The sequence below is a fragment of the Mucilaginibacter gossypii genome (assembly GCF_900100945.1).
Lineage (GTDB): Bacteria > Bacteroidota > Bacteroidia > Sphingobacteriales > Sphingobacteriaceae > Mucilaginibacter > Mucilaginibacter gossypii.
In genome coordinates this window covers 399,500-416,317 of sequence record NZ_FNCG01000002.1, presented here as the reverse complement: position 1 = coordinate 416,317, position 16,818 = coordinate 399,500, and the positions used below count along the sequence as shown (strand labels likewise).

General features: G+C 41.1%; 15 protein-coding genes and 4 tRNA genes. 17 read left to right on the top strand and 2 right to left on the bottom strand.

Features of this window, described 5'->3' with window-relative positions; all coding sequences use genetic code 11:
* Nucleotides 1–48: 48 nt before the first annotated feature.
* The 12 genes from BLS28_RS05205 (at nucleotide 49) to BLS28_RS05150 (ending at nucleotide 12,474) form a co-directional block, all read left to right on the top strand.
* A complete protein-coding gene (locus BLS28_RS05205) occupies nucleotides 49–2,364 on the top strand; it encodes a hypothetical protein (protein ID WP_091163228.1) in 2,316 nt (771 codons plus the stop codon).
* Nucleotides 2,365–2,469: 105 nt separating this feature from the next.
* Complete coding sequence (locus tag BLS28_RS05200) at nucleotides 2,470–2,709, top strand: hypothetical protein (protein ID WP_091163227.1); 240 nt, start codon at nucleotides 2,470–2,472, stop codon at nucleotides 2,707–2,709.
* Nucleotides 2,710–3,031: 322 nt separating this feature from the next.
* Nucleotides 3,032–4,234, top strand: coding sequence for a head maturation protease, ClpP-related (locus BLS28_RS05195; protein WP_091163226.1), 1,203 nt, complete (start codon nucleotides 3,032–3,034; stop codon nucleotides 4,232–4,234).
* Between the two features lie 113 nt (nucleotides 4,235–4,347).
* Complete coding sequence (locus BLS28_RS05190) at nucleotides 4,348–4,971, top strand: hypothetical protein (protein ID WP_091163225.1); 624 nt, start codon at nucleotides 4,348–4,350, stop codon at nucleotides 4,969–4,971.
* Nucleotides 4,972–5,069: 98 nt separating this feature from the next.
* Nucleotides 5,070–5,558, top strand: a complete 489-nt coding sequence (locus BLS28_RS05185) for a hypothetical protein (RefSeq protein ID WP_091163224.1) — start codon at nucleotides 5,070–5,072, stop codon at nucleotides 5,556–5,558.
* A 107-nt stretch (nucleotides 5,559–5,665) separates the two neighbouring features.
* Nucleotides 5,666–6,253, top strand: a complete 588-nt coding sequence (locus BLS28_RS05180; RefSeq protein WP_091163223.1) for a hypothetical protein — start codon at nucleotides 5,666–5,668, stop codon at nucleotides 6,251–6,253.
* Nucleotides 6,254–6,340: 87 nt separating this feature from the next.
* Nucleotides 6,341–6,589 (top strand): hypothetical protein, encoded by a 249-nt coding sequence (locus BLS28_RS05175; protein WP_091163222.1) that lies wholly within the window; start codon nucleotides 6,341–6,343, stop codon nucleotides 6,587–6,589.
* Nucleotides 6,586–7,869, top strand: a complete 1,284-nt coding sequence (locus tag BLS28_RS05170) for a hypothetical protein (protein ID WP_091163221.1) — start codon at nucleotides 6,586–6,588, stop codon at nucleotides 7,867–7,869. Before BLS28_RS05175 ends, BLS28_RS05170 begins: the two co-directional genes overlap by 4 nt.
* Nucleotides 7,870–8,017: 148 nt before the next feature.
* On the top strand, nucleotides 8,018–8,632 hold the full coding sequence (locus BLS28_RS05165; RefSeq protein WP_091163220.1) for a DUF6712 family protein: 615 nt from the start codon (nucleotides 8,018–8,020) through the stop codon (nucleotides 8,630–8,632).
* Nucleotides 8,632–11,223 (top strand): SGNH/GDSL hydrolase family protein, encoded by a 2,592-nt coding sequence (locus tag BLS28_RS05160; protein ID WP_091163219.1) that lies wholly within the window; start codon nucleotides 8,632–8,634, stop codon nucleotides 11,221–11,223. Before BLS28_RS05165 ends, BLS28_RS05160 begins: the two co-directional genes overlap by 1 nt.
* 149 nt (nucleotides 11,224–11,372) lie before the next feature.
* Entirely contained in the window at nucleotides 11,373–12,026 is a 654-nt protein-coding gene (locus BLS28_RS05155) for a GDSL-type esterase/lipase family protein (RefSeq protein ID WP_176844373.1), read from the top strand.
* A gap of 196 nt (nucleotides 12,027–12,222) precedes the next feature.
* Complete coding sequence (locus tag BLS28_RS05150) at nucleotides 12,223–12,474, top strand: hypothetical protein (RefSeq protein ID WP_091163217.1); 252 nt, start codon at nucleotides 12,223–12,225, stop codon at nucleotides 12,472–12,474.
* Between the two features lie 19 nt (nucleotides 12,475–12,493).
* Here BLS28_RS05150 and BLS28_RS05145 read toward each other — a convergent pair.
* Together BLS28_RS05145 and BLS28_RS05140 are read right to left on the bottom strand one after the other, a co-directional pair.
* A tRNA-Leu gene (locus tag BLS28_RS05145) sits at nucleotides 12,494–12,577 on the bottom strand.
* Nucleotides 12,578–12,640: 63 nt separating this feature from the next.
* Nucleotides 12,641–12,724: transfer RNA gene (locus BLS28_RS05140), tRNA-Leu, on the bottom strand.
* Between the two features lie 140 nt (nucleotides 12,725–12,864).
* On the opposite strand from BLS28_RS05140, the gene BLS28_RS05135 reads away from it, so the two are divergent.
* The 5 genes from BLS28_RS05135 to BLS28_RS05115 all read left to right on the top strand — a co-directional run bounded on the left by BLS28_RS05135 (nucleotide 12,865) and on the right by BLS28_RS05115 (nucleotide 16,796).
* Complete coding sequence (locus BLS28_RS05135; RefSeq protein WP_091163216.1) at nucleotides 12,865–13,887, top strand: WD40/YVTN/BNR-like repeat-containing protein; 1,023 nt, start codon at nucleotides 12,865–12,867, stop codon at nucleotides 13,885–13,887.
* A 133-nt stretch (nucleotides 13,888–14,020) separates the two neighbouring features.
* Nucleotides 14,021–14,093 (top strand) — tRNA-Lys (locus BLS28_RS05130).
* 87 nt (nucleotides 14,094–14,180) lie between these two features.
* A tRNA-Lys gene (locus BLS28_RS05125) sits at nucleotides 14,181–14,253 on the top strand.
* A gap of 304 nt (nucleotides 14,254–14,557) precedes the next feature.
* A complete protein-coding gene (locus BLS28_RS05120) occupies nucleotides 14,558–15,802 on the top strand; it encodes a site-specific integrase (RefSeq protein ID WP_091163215.1) in 1,245 nt (414 codons plus the stop codon).
* A gap of 10 nt (nucleotides 15,803–15,812) precedes the next feature.
* Complete coding sequence (locus BLS28_RS05115) at nucleotides 15,813–16,796, top strand: PDDEXK nuclease domain-containing protein (RefSeq protein WP_218134352.1); 984 nt, start codon at nucleotides 15,813–15,815, stop codon at nucleotides 16,794–16,796.
* Nucleotides 16,797–16,818 lie beyond the last annotated feature (22 nt).

Sequence of the window (16,818 nt, the reverse complement as noted above, 5' to 3'; positions counted from 1 at the left end):
ATTAGCGGCTACTTTTTTACCTAAACATAATTAAAACTAATAATCAAAATGACAAATTCATCCAATGATGACCCGATATTTTCGGACATGAATAATTCCATTCAGCAGATCGAAAAATACAACCAGGCGTTTATCAATTTAAAGAACAGCATAAGTAACCTTGGTAAACCGATAAAAAATGTCTCAGACAATGTGCATGCCTTAGATAAAGACCTTAACAAATTAACAGACTCAATTAAAAAATTGAATGAACAAAATGAGGCAGCTGCAAAATCTGGCAATGCATTCAAGGAAACTTTATCAACACTTTCATCCACATTTTCTATATGGAAAAATATCATTGAAGGCGTAAGGGCAGGCTTTCTTACATTCACCAATATATTAAGCGCTGGTCTAACTATATTAACTATTTATGGCCCGGAAATAATGGAATGGGTTGCATCTCTCATACAAGGAAAAGATGCTATTAATGACGCTACACTTAAATTAAATGCACTAAATAAAGCTTTCAGCAGTAGCGACTATTCAAAAGCTATCCAGCAATTAGATGAGTTAAAAATAAATGTCGATTTAGCCCGAAATGGTTTTCTTAAGAAAAAAGATGTATTGAATCAATATAATGAAACGCTGGGAAAAACAATGGGCAAGGCATCATCATTGGCCGAAGTTGAGAACAAGTTAACAAAAGATGGGCCCGCCTATATAAAAATGACCTTATACAAAGCTGCAGCCCAGTTAGCACTTCAGGATGCTGCAAAAAAAGCTTATGAAGCAGAGCAAGCCAAATTAAAGTCAGACGATGATTCTCTTACATTTTGGGACAAAGTGATGGACGTACTAAACAGAAATCCGGGTGCCGCTGGCGAAGGGTCAAGAGGTATACCAAACACAAGTGAAACAGCCGATAGAGAAAAGAAAAAGCAAGCCGAAAATCGGCGGGCTCAAGCAGTAAAAGATGCCCAAAACGAGCAAAAGAAGTTGGAAGCAATAGCAGCCGGATTTCAAAAACAAGCTGCTGATATAGCGAAAGAAATGGACATGAGTTTTTGGGATAATTTTGACACTGACACAGCCCCACAAAAAAAGAAACAGAAAATAGATACCTCCCGCGCCGCCCAATTATTGCAAGCCAGGGCAATTACATTTGCCAAACAAATTGAGCTTGATAAGCAACACTACGACATTGAACTCGCCGCGTTGAATGATGCGCTGAGTAGAAAGCTGATCAGCCAGGAAGATTACGACAAAAAAAGTGAGCAGCTTCAACAAAAATTCCATCTTGGTATTGGTGATAAAATTCAGTTTTTTAATAAAAATGATTTTGATGAAGCAAAAAAGCAAATGCAGGCCGTAATAGATGCTAATCAACACGAGGACACTGTGGCAAAGGATGAGAAAAAGGTTGATAAAGCCCTGCTGCCCGGTCAGAAATTAGAAGCTGAAAAACAACTCATTGATGATAAATATAGTTACGAGATTAAACTGGCCGCCGGCAACGTCGACAAGATTAAAGAATTAGAAGATCAAAAGCAAAAGGATATTACAGCGTTAACTCAGCAATACGAGCAACAACGTAAAGAGTTTGCATTGCAAAGCGCACAACAAGTGGCCGATAAAGCTTTTTCTATCATTCAAAACAACATTAAAACTCAAAGCGGCGCCAGGATAAGAGGGTTGGAAAAAGACAAATCAGCCGAACTAAGCAATAAAAACCTGACAAACACCCAGAAAAAAGCGATTGAAGATAAGTATCAAAAAAAGGAAGCTGCAGAAAAAGTCAAGGCCTTTAAGGCAGAACAGAAAGCATCGATATTACAAGCCGTTATTAACGGTGCATTGGCCATTACCAAAGCAACGTCACAAACGGGTATACTTGCTCCCTTTGTTATACCGGGCATCATCGCCTCTACAGCTATACAAGTAGCCACTATTGTAGCTCAAAAACCACCTCAATATGCTAAAGGCGGCTTACACTATCAGTCCGACGGTCGGGGGGCATTATTGCCCGGTTATAGCCGTACCGATAATACAAACGCATACCTCCGTTCGGGTGAAGCTATTGTTGTGTCTGAAGCAATGCGTAATCCCTGGGCCCGCAATTTGGTAAGTGCAATTAACGTGGCGCATGGTGGTCGTGACTTTTCGATACCCAATCCAGGCCGCGGTTATGCCATAGGAGGTATATTTACCGACGGAGGCAACGCTAACCGTTATTATAATCAACCAGTCAATGATGTGAAGGACCTGGCCAATACCCTCGCTTACCAAATGATCAATAACTTCCCTCCTGTTTATGTGGATGTTAAGGATATTAACAACCAGCAAAATATTCTGGCTCAAACTATAAACAGGGTAAATTTGTAGCAAACTATGCCAATTGTCATAATTAACATACCTCTAACCTCTAACCTCTAACCTCTAACCTCTAACCGCTAACCTCTAACCGCTAACCGCTAACCGCTAACCTCTATGGATATTCAAATCGCAAACACCCTGTTTGATGAAGGCATTTTCTCGGCCATGTATAAAGCAGGCTTTATAACCACTAAAGTATTTGTGTACCGCGAAATTTATTTATGGGTGAACGCCCAGCAGCAAACCCGTGGTATTAATAAAAATCAGGCTGTGCTTGAGGCAGAAATCAAGTTTAATAAGGACGAACGCACTATTTGGCGTGCACTCAACTGTTTTTCTGAAAAAGCAGCTTAAAAATTCTTCCACTGACAAAACACTGTCACCAGATTAAAAGAAATTTGTATCGACATTTGTTATATCAATCAGCTAAACAAAAAATAGCCCATAGCCAGAATCAGCCGAAGCAAATTCAATTCATTCAAAAAATTCGGGGTCAGATAAACAACTGACAAAACACTGTCACCATCCAAACAAAAAATAACAACGACCTTTGATACATGCCAGCCGGCATTATAAGACGTAAAAAAAACGGCCGCTATTACAAGCTAATTAACAATCCCCAGTCCATCTTCAGGACTTTCTGACTTCCCGACTTTCAGACAAAAACAATACCAATATGAGCTACAAAATTTATTTATACGATACCGAAACCGACTGCATTGGTTCGGGTAATTTATCATCAGTTTACATACAAACCCAACTTGAGGCGGCAGCGGGCGATGACGTTGAAGTACACATCAGTTCGGTAGGCGGCAGTGCATTTGATGCCATCGCTATTTATGATCTGCTTAAAAAGTATCCCGGTAAAATTACTACCTATATCGACGCGCTGGCTGCCTCGGCAGCTTCAGTTGTTGCAATGGGCGGCAGAAAAGTGATCATGAGCAAATACGCATTGCTTATGATTCACAAACCTATGGTTGGCACAGGCGGCAACGCCGATGAACTCTTAAAAGATGTACAAATGTTAAATGTAGTTCAGGAGCGCCTGGCACAGATCTACATGGACAAATCCGGGTTAGACGGAGTTACCGTAAACAGCTTGATCAACTCCGTCACCTGGATGACTGCCGATCAGGCCCTTGATCTCGGCTTTATCGATCAAATAGAAGATTATCAAACAGAGATCACTAACAGCGCGCTTATTAAAAACTATACAAACGCTGCCCCAGCAGTTTACCAGCGATGCATCAACAAACTCTTAAACATAAATAACAACAGCATGAACATCGAAAACAAAGAACTCATTGAGAAAACCACGTCGGTATTAAACAAGATCATGAATTTTTTCAAAAAAGTGGTAAACAAGCAAACCATCACCGATAAGGGAACGCTGCACCACGCAGACCAAATTGAAGAAGGTGCCGAAGTTTACCAGGACGAAGACATGACTACGCCCGCCATAAGCGATACTTATACCTGCGCCGATGGCAAACAACTGGACGTTAAACACGGAAAGATTCAAACGGTAACACCTGCTGACCCTGAAACAGCACCGGAAGCAGAGGATGAAGACGACAACCTGCCGGAAAGTAAATTTAAATCGACAAAAAAAACTGCTGATGTACAAAACCGTATGCAGCAGTTAAAAGCCCGCCTGCATGCACAAAACGCACTGTTGACAGAAGCTCGTAGCGCGCTTGAGGAAGCCAACAACCGCCTGCAAAAAACACGTACTGAAGTAAAGAACGAAATCAAATCAACCTTTATACCTGAAAGTTCAAAGCGCAGCAATAAAACCCATTCAGAGCCTGCTCCATTCTTTGCCCCACAAACCGAAATCGCGAAAAACGCTGTAAAAAAAGCTATCGCTTCCTAAACAAATCAACATACCATCTAAACCTTATCATATCTAATTAACTCTTTCTCACTATCCCTATACGTTAAAACAATCAAAAGCTCCCCCTTTAGGGGGCCGGGGAGCTAAACTTTATGGCTCAATTTACATTTACAAACAACACCTACGCCGGCGAAGCGCTGGCAGGATTTATGGCAAGCACATTACTGGAAGCTGATTCGGTTAAGCGTGGCCTGCTCACAGTAATCAACGACGTAAAAGCCCGCAAGGTGATCCTTGATGTTGATGACGACGTTGTATTGCAAAACCCATCGGGCATCTTTACCGATCAGGGCACAACCGCCCACCAAACGGAAAGCTATCTTGACCCTGTGGTTTACGAATTCATGAAACAGGAGCAATGGGATAAACTTGCGCAAAGCTGGGAAGCCCAGTCGCTTAAACCAGGTGCCTTTATGGATTACGAAGGTGTGGTTGACCTGTCGGACTTTATGGTACAGCGTTATTTAACAAAAATCCAGATTGCTAACGAACGCTTGTACTGGCTTGGCAAAAGCGCCACTAAGGAAGCTGCCTTTACAGCCGACTTCCCCGGCCTGCTCCTATCAATAGCTGCGGCTTCAGGCGTTTACAAAGTAGGGTTAAGCAAACCCGCCACCTCATTGGCAGCTACCGCAATTGATGCAAACGGCATTGTAACCGTGGCCGATACCTCAACCCTCTCGCTGATGGCGATGTTGTTACAATCACCGCGGTAACCGGCACCAGCAAGGATACTACCAATGGCGCGCCAGGCATAGCTGTTCAGGGCCAATCTTACTTTATTCAGGTAGCGAGCGCCACCTCGTTTAAGCTGGTGCGTAACTACAACGAAGTTAACAGCCGTAAGCCCGCAACTTTTAGCGGCACAGCTACCGCGGCTATAGTAAACTACATTAACGTAAGCAATGTATTGCAGGTGCTGGGCAGCGTTTACGCCCAGCTTGACCCTGCCGATAGGATACAGGAAGATTTTAACTTACAGATTCCTTTACATGTGGGTTATGCGTATGCCCAGGCGCAGGCAAACAAGGCATTAAACGTTATCAACGCTTTTACCGATATGAAAAAGATGGACTACCTGGGTATTCCGCTCCAGATCATGAACCACTGGCAGGCTAATACCATTTTAGGTGCAAGGTCGTCAAACCTGTTCCTTGGTGTCGACCTGTTAGGTGATGCTTCTGAGCTATCAACCGTTTACCTGAAGCCTTACACCAACGATAACGTGGTACGCATGAAAGCCCGTATGAAAGCGGCCGTAAATTTCAAATTTGCCAACGAACTGTTCTACCTCTCTGCTTAGTGAATTGTTGATTGGGTTGGTTAGGTGAGTGGTTATTGACTCTTTACCCTATCCTTAACTAACCCAATCAACTTAATCAACCATTAACTTAATCAACCAATAATAACATGTCAATTTATAATAAAATAAACGCAGGTTTTAGCCTGGGTACGGATGAACCTATTACCTCGGGTATTGAGGATGTGATCTATATCTTTAATGCGGATGATATTGTGCTCACTTACGACACCAGCAACCCGCTTATTGTTAAAGGATTAACCGCTGTGAGCAATGCCAAAGTTTACAAATTTGAAGGAACAAATAACAGTTTCAATACTACTTCTAAACAAACAAAAACACAGGTAGGCCCGCGTTATACCGAAGAGATAGATTTCAACATAGCAGGTTTATCTGTTGATATCAAAGGCCAGCTTATGGCCATGGGATATGGCCGCGTACGCGCCATAGCGGTTAATAACTATAAATCAAGCGATTCGGCTATTGAACTTTTTGGCGCGGTAAACGGATTGATCCTAACCGATGCCGAACGTAATGCCGCAGATGAATCACTTGACGGTGGTTACAAACTGAAGCTTACCAATCCTGATAAAATGAAAGAGCCCTACCCTCCCCGCGCGGTATCTATTGCTCCCGGCACTGGTAACGCCACTTATGCCAGCACTTTATCAGCTATCGAGGCGCTGGTTACAGCATAATCATTGTGTCATGAGGTCATTAGTCATTGTATAATGGCTAATGACCATTAAAAGATCCTTTTTCTATAACCTAAAACTAATGACCAAATGACTGATGACGCAATAACAAAGAAATACATGCTTAAACCCGGCTTTCATCAATTTGCACCTGGTTCGGCAGCAATACATTGCAATGAAAACCTGAGCGATGAAGAAGCAGAATGGTACTTACAACGATATCCACATATAGAAGCGCTGTTTGCCCCCCGTCACCCTGAAGGGGGAGTTATAATCCAATCTAAGAATAGGCGCAAATCAATGGCTAATAAAGATTCAAACAAAGGAGGTTCAAAATGAAAACCTACCTTCCGCAAATTGAACGGCGAATACTGGTAAGGCCAAACCAAACCTATGGTATTCTTAATTATGACCTGGATAATGCTTATCCGCAGCGCATGCTCGAGTTGGTAGCCGGATCACCTACAGCAAAAGACTGCTGGAACAAACGAACAAAATTCATTGCCGGTAACGGGTTTGAACAAAGGGACCTCGGCAAACAGGTAATTAACTCTAAAGGCTTGACCCTTGCCAAACTATTAAAGGCATTGGCTACCGACAAAGCACTTTTCACTGGTTTCGGCATTCACCTAAATTACAATGCTGATTTTAAGATTGTATCAGTAAGCTATGTGAAGTTCGAAGATATCCGCATGGGTGATACTGATGCCCCGGAAACAGCCGATAAATACGCGCTATACTCGGATTGGGGCCGCAAAACCTGGAAAAACATCATGCGCAGCAAGATCACTTTTTTAGACAGGTATAATCCTGATCCGCAGGTGATCCGGGAACAGGTATCCCGGGCCGGCGGATGGGAACATTACAAAGGACAGTTGTTTTATTTTAATCCGGAAGTTGATGATTACCCGTTAATTGAAGCAGATTCGGTATGGGAGGATTTTGAAACCGAGGCCGGGATCAAGATTTTCAACAACAGGGAGGTAACCACCGGGTTTCTGCCATCAACCATGCTTTTTATGCAGTCGCGCCGCGAGGAGGCCGAAAACACCAGGCCTGATGCCGATGAGTACTCAGCGGCCAATATCCCATCGCAGCTTGAAAAAGACCTCGGCGCATTTCAGGGTGCGAAAAGCGCGCAAAAGATCATCGTAATTGAATATGAAGATGAAAACTCAAAACCGGAATTCAAAGCCTACCCTATTCAGAATAACGATAAGCTGTTTGAAACGACGGAACGATCTGTCGAAGCCCGCATCATTAAAGGCTTTTCGGTGCCAAAAGAATTGATTAACGCCGAAAAATCATCAGGGTTAAGCAACGGCAGCGAAAAGAAGCAGGCTATTCTTGAGTTCAATGACAATACCGCGGCCGACAGGCTTGACCTGTCAGAAACTTTAGCTGAAATTTTCAATCGTTTTTACAGAAATATAAATCCCGGTAATAACTGGAACATCGTACCCGTAACAGCGATAGCAGCCGATGATAGCCCGGGTATCAAGGCCGGAAACGCCATCAACGGGCTCCTGCAATCGGCCATTCCTCAAAAAAGCAAAATAGCCGCTTTGATATACGCTTATGGTTTTAAACAAGCAGAAGCTGAAGCTATGTGTCCGTGATTTAAGTCATAAGTCTTTAATTGTAAGTTCTAAGTATAAAGAAATACTGACTCAAGGCCTTAGACTTAAGACTTTCGACTTCCAGGTCAATCAACACAATCGTAAATAACATTTTCAAATCCCTTAACAGGAGTTAGGAGGCCATGCCATGATCTATTTAATTAATCAAACCATATTTCAACAATATGAAGATATTAACGTAAACATTAAACCCGAACGGCTCAAAGTATTTATCAAAAAGGCCCAGGAGCTCGACCTAAAACCATTTTTAGGATATGCTTTGTACTACCAGCTAATAACCTATTGCAATGATGACGGCACTATAAAAGATGATGCGCCGCAGGCTTATAAAGATCTGTTAAACGGCAGCGAATATCTTGACGAGTATGGCCGCATCGTATTATACGAAGGCCTCGCTCCCGCCCTGGTTTATTTCACCTTTGCCCGCTTTATTGAAAACGACGCTATATACTACACTGCAACTGGACCAGTTATTAAACGCCACGATAACGGCGATGCCCTTTCATCGCCCGAGATTGTAAAACTGGTGCAGCAGCAGCGCAGTATAGCCAATGCTTATACCAATGATATAGAAAAATTTTTAAGAGATAACCAGGAAAACTTTCCGCTTTGGCGCTACAACGAAAAGAATAAAAGCAGCCGCCAGTCCGGTCCGCGGATCCGTGGTATCGACAAAAATGATTTCAACTATCCGGGCACAATTAACAATTACAATTTACCAATAACCGAATTTTTAAACTGATGGCGAACGATAAAAAAATAAGCGAGCTCCCGATAGCAGAAACTATAAATACCGAAGACAGATCAATCCTGATCAGCAACAATGCCGATTATCAATTCGATTTTGCCACCCTGCTTCAATTTATCAATTCAGGGCTAAACGCCGGAGCTAACCTAACCTTCGGCCCGGTGCTTCCGCAAAACACAAGTGGTAAAGACGGGGACGTATTTATAAACACTGCAGCAGGCTCCTTTGCGCAAAAAATAGCAGGTGTTTGGACAATTGTTTACACCATAGCCACCGGAAGCACCGGCGATACCACCGTGCTATATGGCACAACCAGCCCCAGTACGTCAACCGGTAATAATGACGATACATTTATAAACACCGTAAGCGGTATATTTTACAAAAAGACCGCCGGAGCATGGAACCAGGTATTCTCTATGCAAACAGGTCCGCAGGGACCACAAGGGGCAAGCGGAACGGATGGTACCAATGGTACAAACGGCAAAACCATATTAAACGGGCTAACCAATCCGGCAAACAGCCTGGGTACCGACGGTGATTTTTATATCAACACCTCCTCTTATTATTTTTTCGGCCCCAAGACCGCCGGTATCTGGGGCAGCGGAATTTCATTGATAGTTTCGGGCGTACAATTTGAAGAAACTGCGAACAAAAACACCCCCAACGGCTATGCGGGTTTAGATGGCAGCGGAAAGATTTCGGCAGCCCAACTCCCCGGCTATGTTGATGATGTACTGGAGATTGCCAATTATGCATCCCTGCCGGCGATCGGAGAAACCGGAAAAATCTATATTACTACCGATACCAACAATGAATACAGGTGGGGCGGATCGGCATACATCCAAATTGTCGCGTCGCCCGGTACTACCGATGCTGTACCCGAAGGCGCGACAAACAAATATTTCACGGTATCGAGGGTTTTAAACGCTGTACTTACAGGTATCGGATTCGGGAGTGCCTCGGCAATATCAGCAATCGATAGCATTTTGCAGGCTTTAGGGAAGCTGCAAGCGCAAATTACCGGTTTATTTAAGATTCCTTCGGGAGGGGCAAGTGGGCAGATCCTGGCAAAAAACAGCAATACTGATGGTGATTTGCATTGGATTAATGCGCCTTCTGGTAGTGGCGGGGGCGGCTCGTCTGAACCATCCGGGCAGATTAAATCTTTCAGGGTTGATTATGGAGCTGTTGGGGATGGTGTGACGGATGATACGGCGGCGGTTGCAAATGCTTTAGCTGCCAATAAGAGAATATTTGACAATGGCGATTTCTCGGTTACTGCTTTTGATAATACAAAGGGGGTAACTATAGAGGGCGACGTTAAAATTTTAAAACAAACCACCTATCTAAAACAGCAAATAAATAGCTATGCTGATAAATACCAAAGAGTATTCGGTGAGGAGTATTTATCTTCATTTCACAAAAAGCTATTAGCTAAAACAGCTGTTAAGGTAATTCTTTCAGGAGATAGCACAACCGCGGGAACTGGTGCAAGCTCAAATACTTATCACCCGGATATACTTCTTAATCAAATTACTTTAAATAATCACATAGATAACGTTACATATATTAACAGCGGTGTAGGAGGGCAAAGTACTGCCTACTGGCTATCGACTGCTTTACCGGCAGATTTAGCCCAAAATCCTGACGTATACATTTTACGTTGGGGAATAAATGATTCGTGGGTTGGAGGTACTCCCGAAGCTAATGCTATTGCTTTTTTAGGGCGTTTGGATACTGGACTGTCTACCATCAGGAGTACAACGGGGTTTGATTATCAGCATTTAGCTATTATTCTTCAATCGCAAAATCCGACGACAGACGATGTTAATGGACATCAAGGGCAGATTTTTAATGAGCTAGTTAATAACGGTCTAAGAGCATTGGCGCGAAAGTACCAATGTATTTTTCAAGACATATACGGTACTTTTCAAGATAGTGTGCATGGGCAGGATTACCTAACAGCCATAAACATATCACTACCAAACGAATTAGTTCACCCGCAAGACCCGCTTTATGTAGCAATTGCTAATAAGACATTTGATGTTTTGTTCCCTGAATATTTTAGAGCCCCTGATGTTGTTGATGCCGGGCAATCAGGACGTTTATTTTCTGCGTTACCATCTGCGTATCGTAAGGGTATTACATACGAATATGTTGAATCGTCTAACGGGTGGCCTATTAGCGGATTTCTTATAACTCATCATCTTAGTAATGATATGTATAGGCAAGAATTAGCCTCGTTCGATGGAACTAACAACGGTAAGTTATACGTTCGTGTAGGATGGTCAATATCGGGCTGGCAGTCTTTTTACATTTTATCCCCGGTTCCAACTGCACTCGTTTATGACGGTACTCCAGGAGGGATAACACTTTCTAAATCGCCATCTGCGTTTCCGACGGGGATATGTACCGATTTTGTTTTATCCTCTGATGGGTGGCCGATTAATGGAATGGTGATAACTCATAGATCGAGTATTGGTACCGTTAAACAAACACTATCCTCTTATGATTCTGTAACGAATGAGTTTGTAAGGGTTGGATATGGTTCTTGGCAAGCGTGGAAGCAGGTTACGTTAGTTTAATGGGTATAGTTTCCCGCAATGCGCTTTATAAGCTACTCTCATGGCGAATCAACATGTTTAAAGAAGTAACACTAACTTAATTTATAATTATAAATTCGCATAAGAATTGTAGATAATTAATATTTAATAATAAGTTTAAAAAACGTTTGTTGATAGCTTCGTTATCACTCAATATTTTATTTGTATTGTTTTTTGTGGGTAAACGGCTGTATTATGGCAATTGGCTGTTTTTTCATCCCCAAAAGCCATCAGATACCGAACAGCGTTGGTCGAATTTTTTAAAATCAAAGCCCAATAAAAATGAAATTGTTTTTTTAGGAACAAGCATTACGGAAGGATTTAATGTTGAAAGAGGATTTGATAATCCATTTGTTAAGAACATGGGTTTTGCTGGTAGTATATCAGAAAATGGTATAGAAGTAATTAACAGGCTGATTTATCGTAAACCGAAAAGGCTTTTTATTGAATTTGGGATAAATGATTTTAGATATGCGATACCTTCAGATACTGTTATCGCTCATCTTGTTACAATGATAAACTTAATAAAAACGAAATCACCGAGTACAGGCATATTTGTTGAATCGATTCTCCCTACGTCGTTAGACACTTTAAATACAAAAATTGTAAGGTATAATAAGGATGCCAAAAGTATTTGCGATAGTTCTAATGTAACGTTTATTAATTTGTATCCCGAGTTCTTAAAAGGAGATAAGATAGACCCTGATCTTACGATTGATGGTATCCACCTTAGTCAAGCAGGATATTTTAATTGGCGCAGGCTCATAAAAGGCTATGTTAATTGAATTTCTCTGAATCTTAAAGCCCGATTAAATCTTTTTTTGGAGTTTTATGATTTACCATACCTATCAAAATCGCATATAAAAAATATTACCAGGCGTTTTATTTTTTAATGGGGATTTTGAGATTTTGCTCACCATCATTATAGCGCAAGCAATTAAATACCCGCGCATTTCTCAACCAATTTATAATATCTACATCATGACAACATTTGAACACAGAGAGATCAGGGGCATTACCATAAAGAATATGATAGTCACCATAGCCAGCACCGTAAGCATTGTTGTTTCGGTAATGACAGGCTACTTCCAATTGAAAGGCGACATTAAAGATATCCGTTCATCGCAGGAAACACAAAGCAGGATCAATGAGATCAGGTTGAAAGTACTGGAAGGACAAGTTAATGTATTACAGCAGGAAGTCCGTGGATTAAAAGAGGGGAAGAGATCTTAAAAAAAAAGTTTAAGAGGTGTGCCCAGAACGAGATTCGAACTCGTACATCCTTACGAATGCCACCCCCTCAAGATGGTGCGTCTACCAATTTCGCCACCTGGGCTTTTAAAAAATGTGAGAATCTTTCAATTCTCACATTCTAATTTTTCTTACTTTAAAAAAGGCGTGCCCGAAGAGAGACTCGAACTCTCAAGAGACAATTCTCAACGGCTTCTGAGACCGCAACGTTTACCAATTTCGCCATCCGGGCTTATCGTTTTATTAACAAGCGTGCAAATATAATCGTTTCCGGCAAATTGCAACTTAATAAATTAAAAAATCAATATTATGTTGTTTAACGGCCTTTGAAAATCTAACTTAGGTTTCATAAAACTCTTTATATCACACGTAATGAAACTAAACCGCATTTTTATTTCAAGTATCTTACTTTGTTCTTTGTGGTTCAATTCTGTCCTGAAAGCACAAACTATTACCGTTTTACAACAGGATAAACCAACAAGCATCCGTGGTTTATCTGTAGTTGATGATAATACGGCATGGATAAGCGGCAGCAAAGGATACATCGCCAAAACAAACGATGGCGGCAAAACCTGGGACTGGCAGCAAATAAAGGGCTATGAAAAATCCGACTTTCGGGATATTGAAGCTTTCAACGATAAAGAGGCCGTAATCATGAGTTCGGGCACGCCGTCCCTCATCTTGAAAACGGTTGATGGCGGACAAACCTGGCATGAAAAATATCGAAAAACGGATACCACCTATTTTTTAGACGCCATGGATTTTGCCGATAACCTTCATGGCTACATCTTGGGCGACCCGATCAACAATAAATTTTTATTACTGGAAACCAAAGACGGCGGTGAAACCTGGAACGAGTCGAATAATGCCCCAAATGCACTGCCTGGAGAGGCATCGTTTGCCGCAAGTGGCACATGCCTCAGAGTATCGGACAAAGAGGCGATATACATCGTTTCAGGGGGTAGTAACGCCAGGCTTATTTCCTTACAGCCTCACAATAATCAATGGCAGTATTCAAACCTTCCACTTACACATGAAAAAAGCAGTGAAGGCGCTTTTTCAATATCGATAGGGCAAAATACCGGTATCATTGTTGGGGGTGATTATGCCAGTGATAAAAAAACAGATTCAGTGGCGACTATCCTGGCGGTTCACCCTGTCCTCACATTTACACCATCCCAAACAGGGCCGGCAGGGTTTCAATCAAGTGTTGAGCACATAAAATCCGGAATGTTTCTTTCTACAGGCACACCCGGGAGCAATATTACAACAAACGGCGGCCAAACATGGAAACAAATAGATAGCACAAGTTTTAACGTTTGCCGTAGGGCAAAACACGGTAAGCTTGTATTATTAGCCGGGAATAGTGGTAAAATAGCCGTTCTAAAATTGTAGTTTACTGGTTTTTAACGGCTTAAAAAAACCTTAACATTAATTTAAAAAATAGCTTGCAGGTAATAATTAGGAACCCTATATTTGCACCACTTTAAACGGAAACGGTTAACCGAACCGAAAAAGTTTAAAGAATGATTCCGTAGCTCAGCCGGTAGAGCATAACACTTTTAATGTTGGGGTCCTGGGTTCGAGTCCCAGCGGGATCACAAAGCCTTTGAAAAGAGGCTTTTTCATTTAAAAACAAAAGCTGCCTTTAAACAGCCACGCCTTAGTAAGCGAAAAATTTAAAGAAAGATTCCGTAGCTCAGCCGGTAGAGCATAACACTTTTAATGTTGGGGTCCTGGGTTCGAGTCCCAGCGGGATCACAGAGACGAACAGAATACCAGAGTTCGTAGCCGGTTTTTGAAGTAAGAGCCTCTTGAAAAAGAGGCTCTTTTTTGTTTAAACGCGGTTTTTAGCTTAGAAACCAGCTTTTTTCAAAACCATCCCTCTGATTTTCTTAAAAATTTCAATACAAGTTAGTTCAATGTAATTCAAAGTAATCGGTGACCTATTCGGTGACCTATTGTTTCTTCCGAAATTAGGTCACCGAATTAATACTGGTGACTTGTACCAGTTTGATTTTCAGTTTAAAAACGTTTGGTTTCATCTTTTAAACAAAAAAATCTCATGAAAGTAAATGAAGATCTTTCTATCTTATTTTGGCTTAAACGCCAAAAGGCTACCAAAGAAGGTTTGGTGCCGATCTATGTTCGCATAACCGTAAAAGGGGGCCGCACGGAGTTTTCTTCCGGCAAAAAAATTCATCCCGATCATTGGGACGAAGAATCCGCAACAGCCACAAGTGGCTGCGCCGATTACAAACTAATCAACAGCTACATTATAAAAACTAAAGCAGAGTTAGAAAAACACTATAATCAAGTATCGGCTGTAAATAAACGTGTGCATCCTGATATGATTAAAGATGCTTACATGCCTAAACTGATTTTACAAAAAACGTTGATGCAGGCTTTCAAACTTCATAACGAAGAATTTGCACAAAGGGTTGACAAGAACAAAGGCAGTAAGGGTACTTTAGTACGTTATGAGCGTTTAAAAGATAAAGTACAGGACTTTCTAAAGAAAAAACTTAAAGTGGCTGATATTGCTTTAGAAGATATTGAAATGGCTTTCGCCGTTAATTTCTTCCACCATCTAACTATGGAAAATATCGGGGATAATACCGCCATGAAATATGTAAAAACGCTCAAACAGATTATAGATCGCGCCATTGATGAAGGCTGGATTAAACATAATACTATATCAGGGTTTAAATGCACTTATAAAGATCCTGATAGAGAAACACTTGAAATGCACGAGTTGGTCGGAATGTATGAAAAAGAAATTTCAGTTGAGCGGTTAGCAGAGGTGCGTGACGTTTATGTTTTCTGTTGCTTTACTGGCTATGCTTACGAAACTGTCTATAATCTTGAACCGGCAAATATCTTCAAAGGGTTGGATGGCAAATTATGGATTACGAAAGATCGGCAAAAAACCGGCGTTGAAGAAACAGTACCATTGTTACCAATAGCCCTGGCAATAATTGAAAAATATAAAAATCATTCCTACTGTTTAAGTGAGAATAAGTTGTTGCCTGTTAATAGCAACGTTCGCTACAACGCGTACATCAAAGAGGTAGCAACAATTTGCGGTATCAAAAAAGAACTTACCACGCATACAGCGAGGCACACATTTGCGACAACTGTTCTTCTCGAAAATGATGTTCCTATAGAAACTGTCGGAAAGTTGTTAGGTCACAAGGATTTGCGTTCAACTCAAATTTACGCCAAAATCACTAAGCGAAAGATCAGCAATAATATGATGGCGTTAGAAAGCAAAATTTTCGGGGAACAAGGATTATTAAAGGTATCTTAAATCTAAAATTATGAAAAAGCAGGTGGAAAATCAGTTTATAGAGGTAATAGGATTAATTCAGCAATCGCGCTTCAACGCTTACAAAGCAGTAAATACGGAATTGATTGACTTATACTGGAAAGTTGGTGAATATATAAGCAACAGAATTGAGAATGAGGAATGGGGAAAATCAATTGTATCGAGTTTGGCGGTTTATATATTAACTGCCGAACCTGAACTAAAAGGTTTTTCCGATAAAAACTTATGGCGCATGAAGCAATTTTATGAAACCTATAAGGATCATCAAAATCTCTCGGCACTGCTGAGAGAAAATACCTGGACAAATAATTTAGCGATATTTAGTCGTTGCCGTTCTATTGAAGAGAAGGAATTTTATCTGCGCTTGTGTGCTAAAGAGCTGTACAGTTCCAGAGAATTAGAAAGGCAAATGAATAGTGGCGTATTTGAAAGAGTAATGATAGGCAATCAAAAACTCTCATCAGTGATGAGAGAATTAAAACCTGACATAGCCGGTGCGTTCAAAGACACTTATATTTTTGAGTTCCTCAATTTATCGGAAGTCCATAGCGAAGGCGACCTGCAACATGCGCTAATAGCCCAAATGAAAAATGTTATTTTGGAATTGGGTAAGGACTTTCTGTTTATGGATGAACAATATAGAATCCAGGTCGGGAATAGTGATTTTTTTATTGACTTAGTTTTTTATCACCGTAGCCTCCAATGTTTAATAGCATTTGAACTAAAAGCTGATAAATTTAAACCTGAACATCTTGGGCAACTGAATTTTTATTTAGAAGCATTGGATAGGGATGTAAAAAAATCTCACGAAAACCCATCCATAGGTATCTTATTATGCAAAAATAAAGATAGTGAAGTTGTAGAATACGCATTAAGCAGAAACTTATCTCCTGCAATGGTAGCGGAGTATCAAACTATACTTCCTGACAAAAAAGCCCTGCAAAAGAAGTTTCATGAAATTTTAAAATCGCAATAAGCAATTGAAAATGGATTAGCGT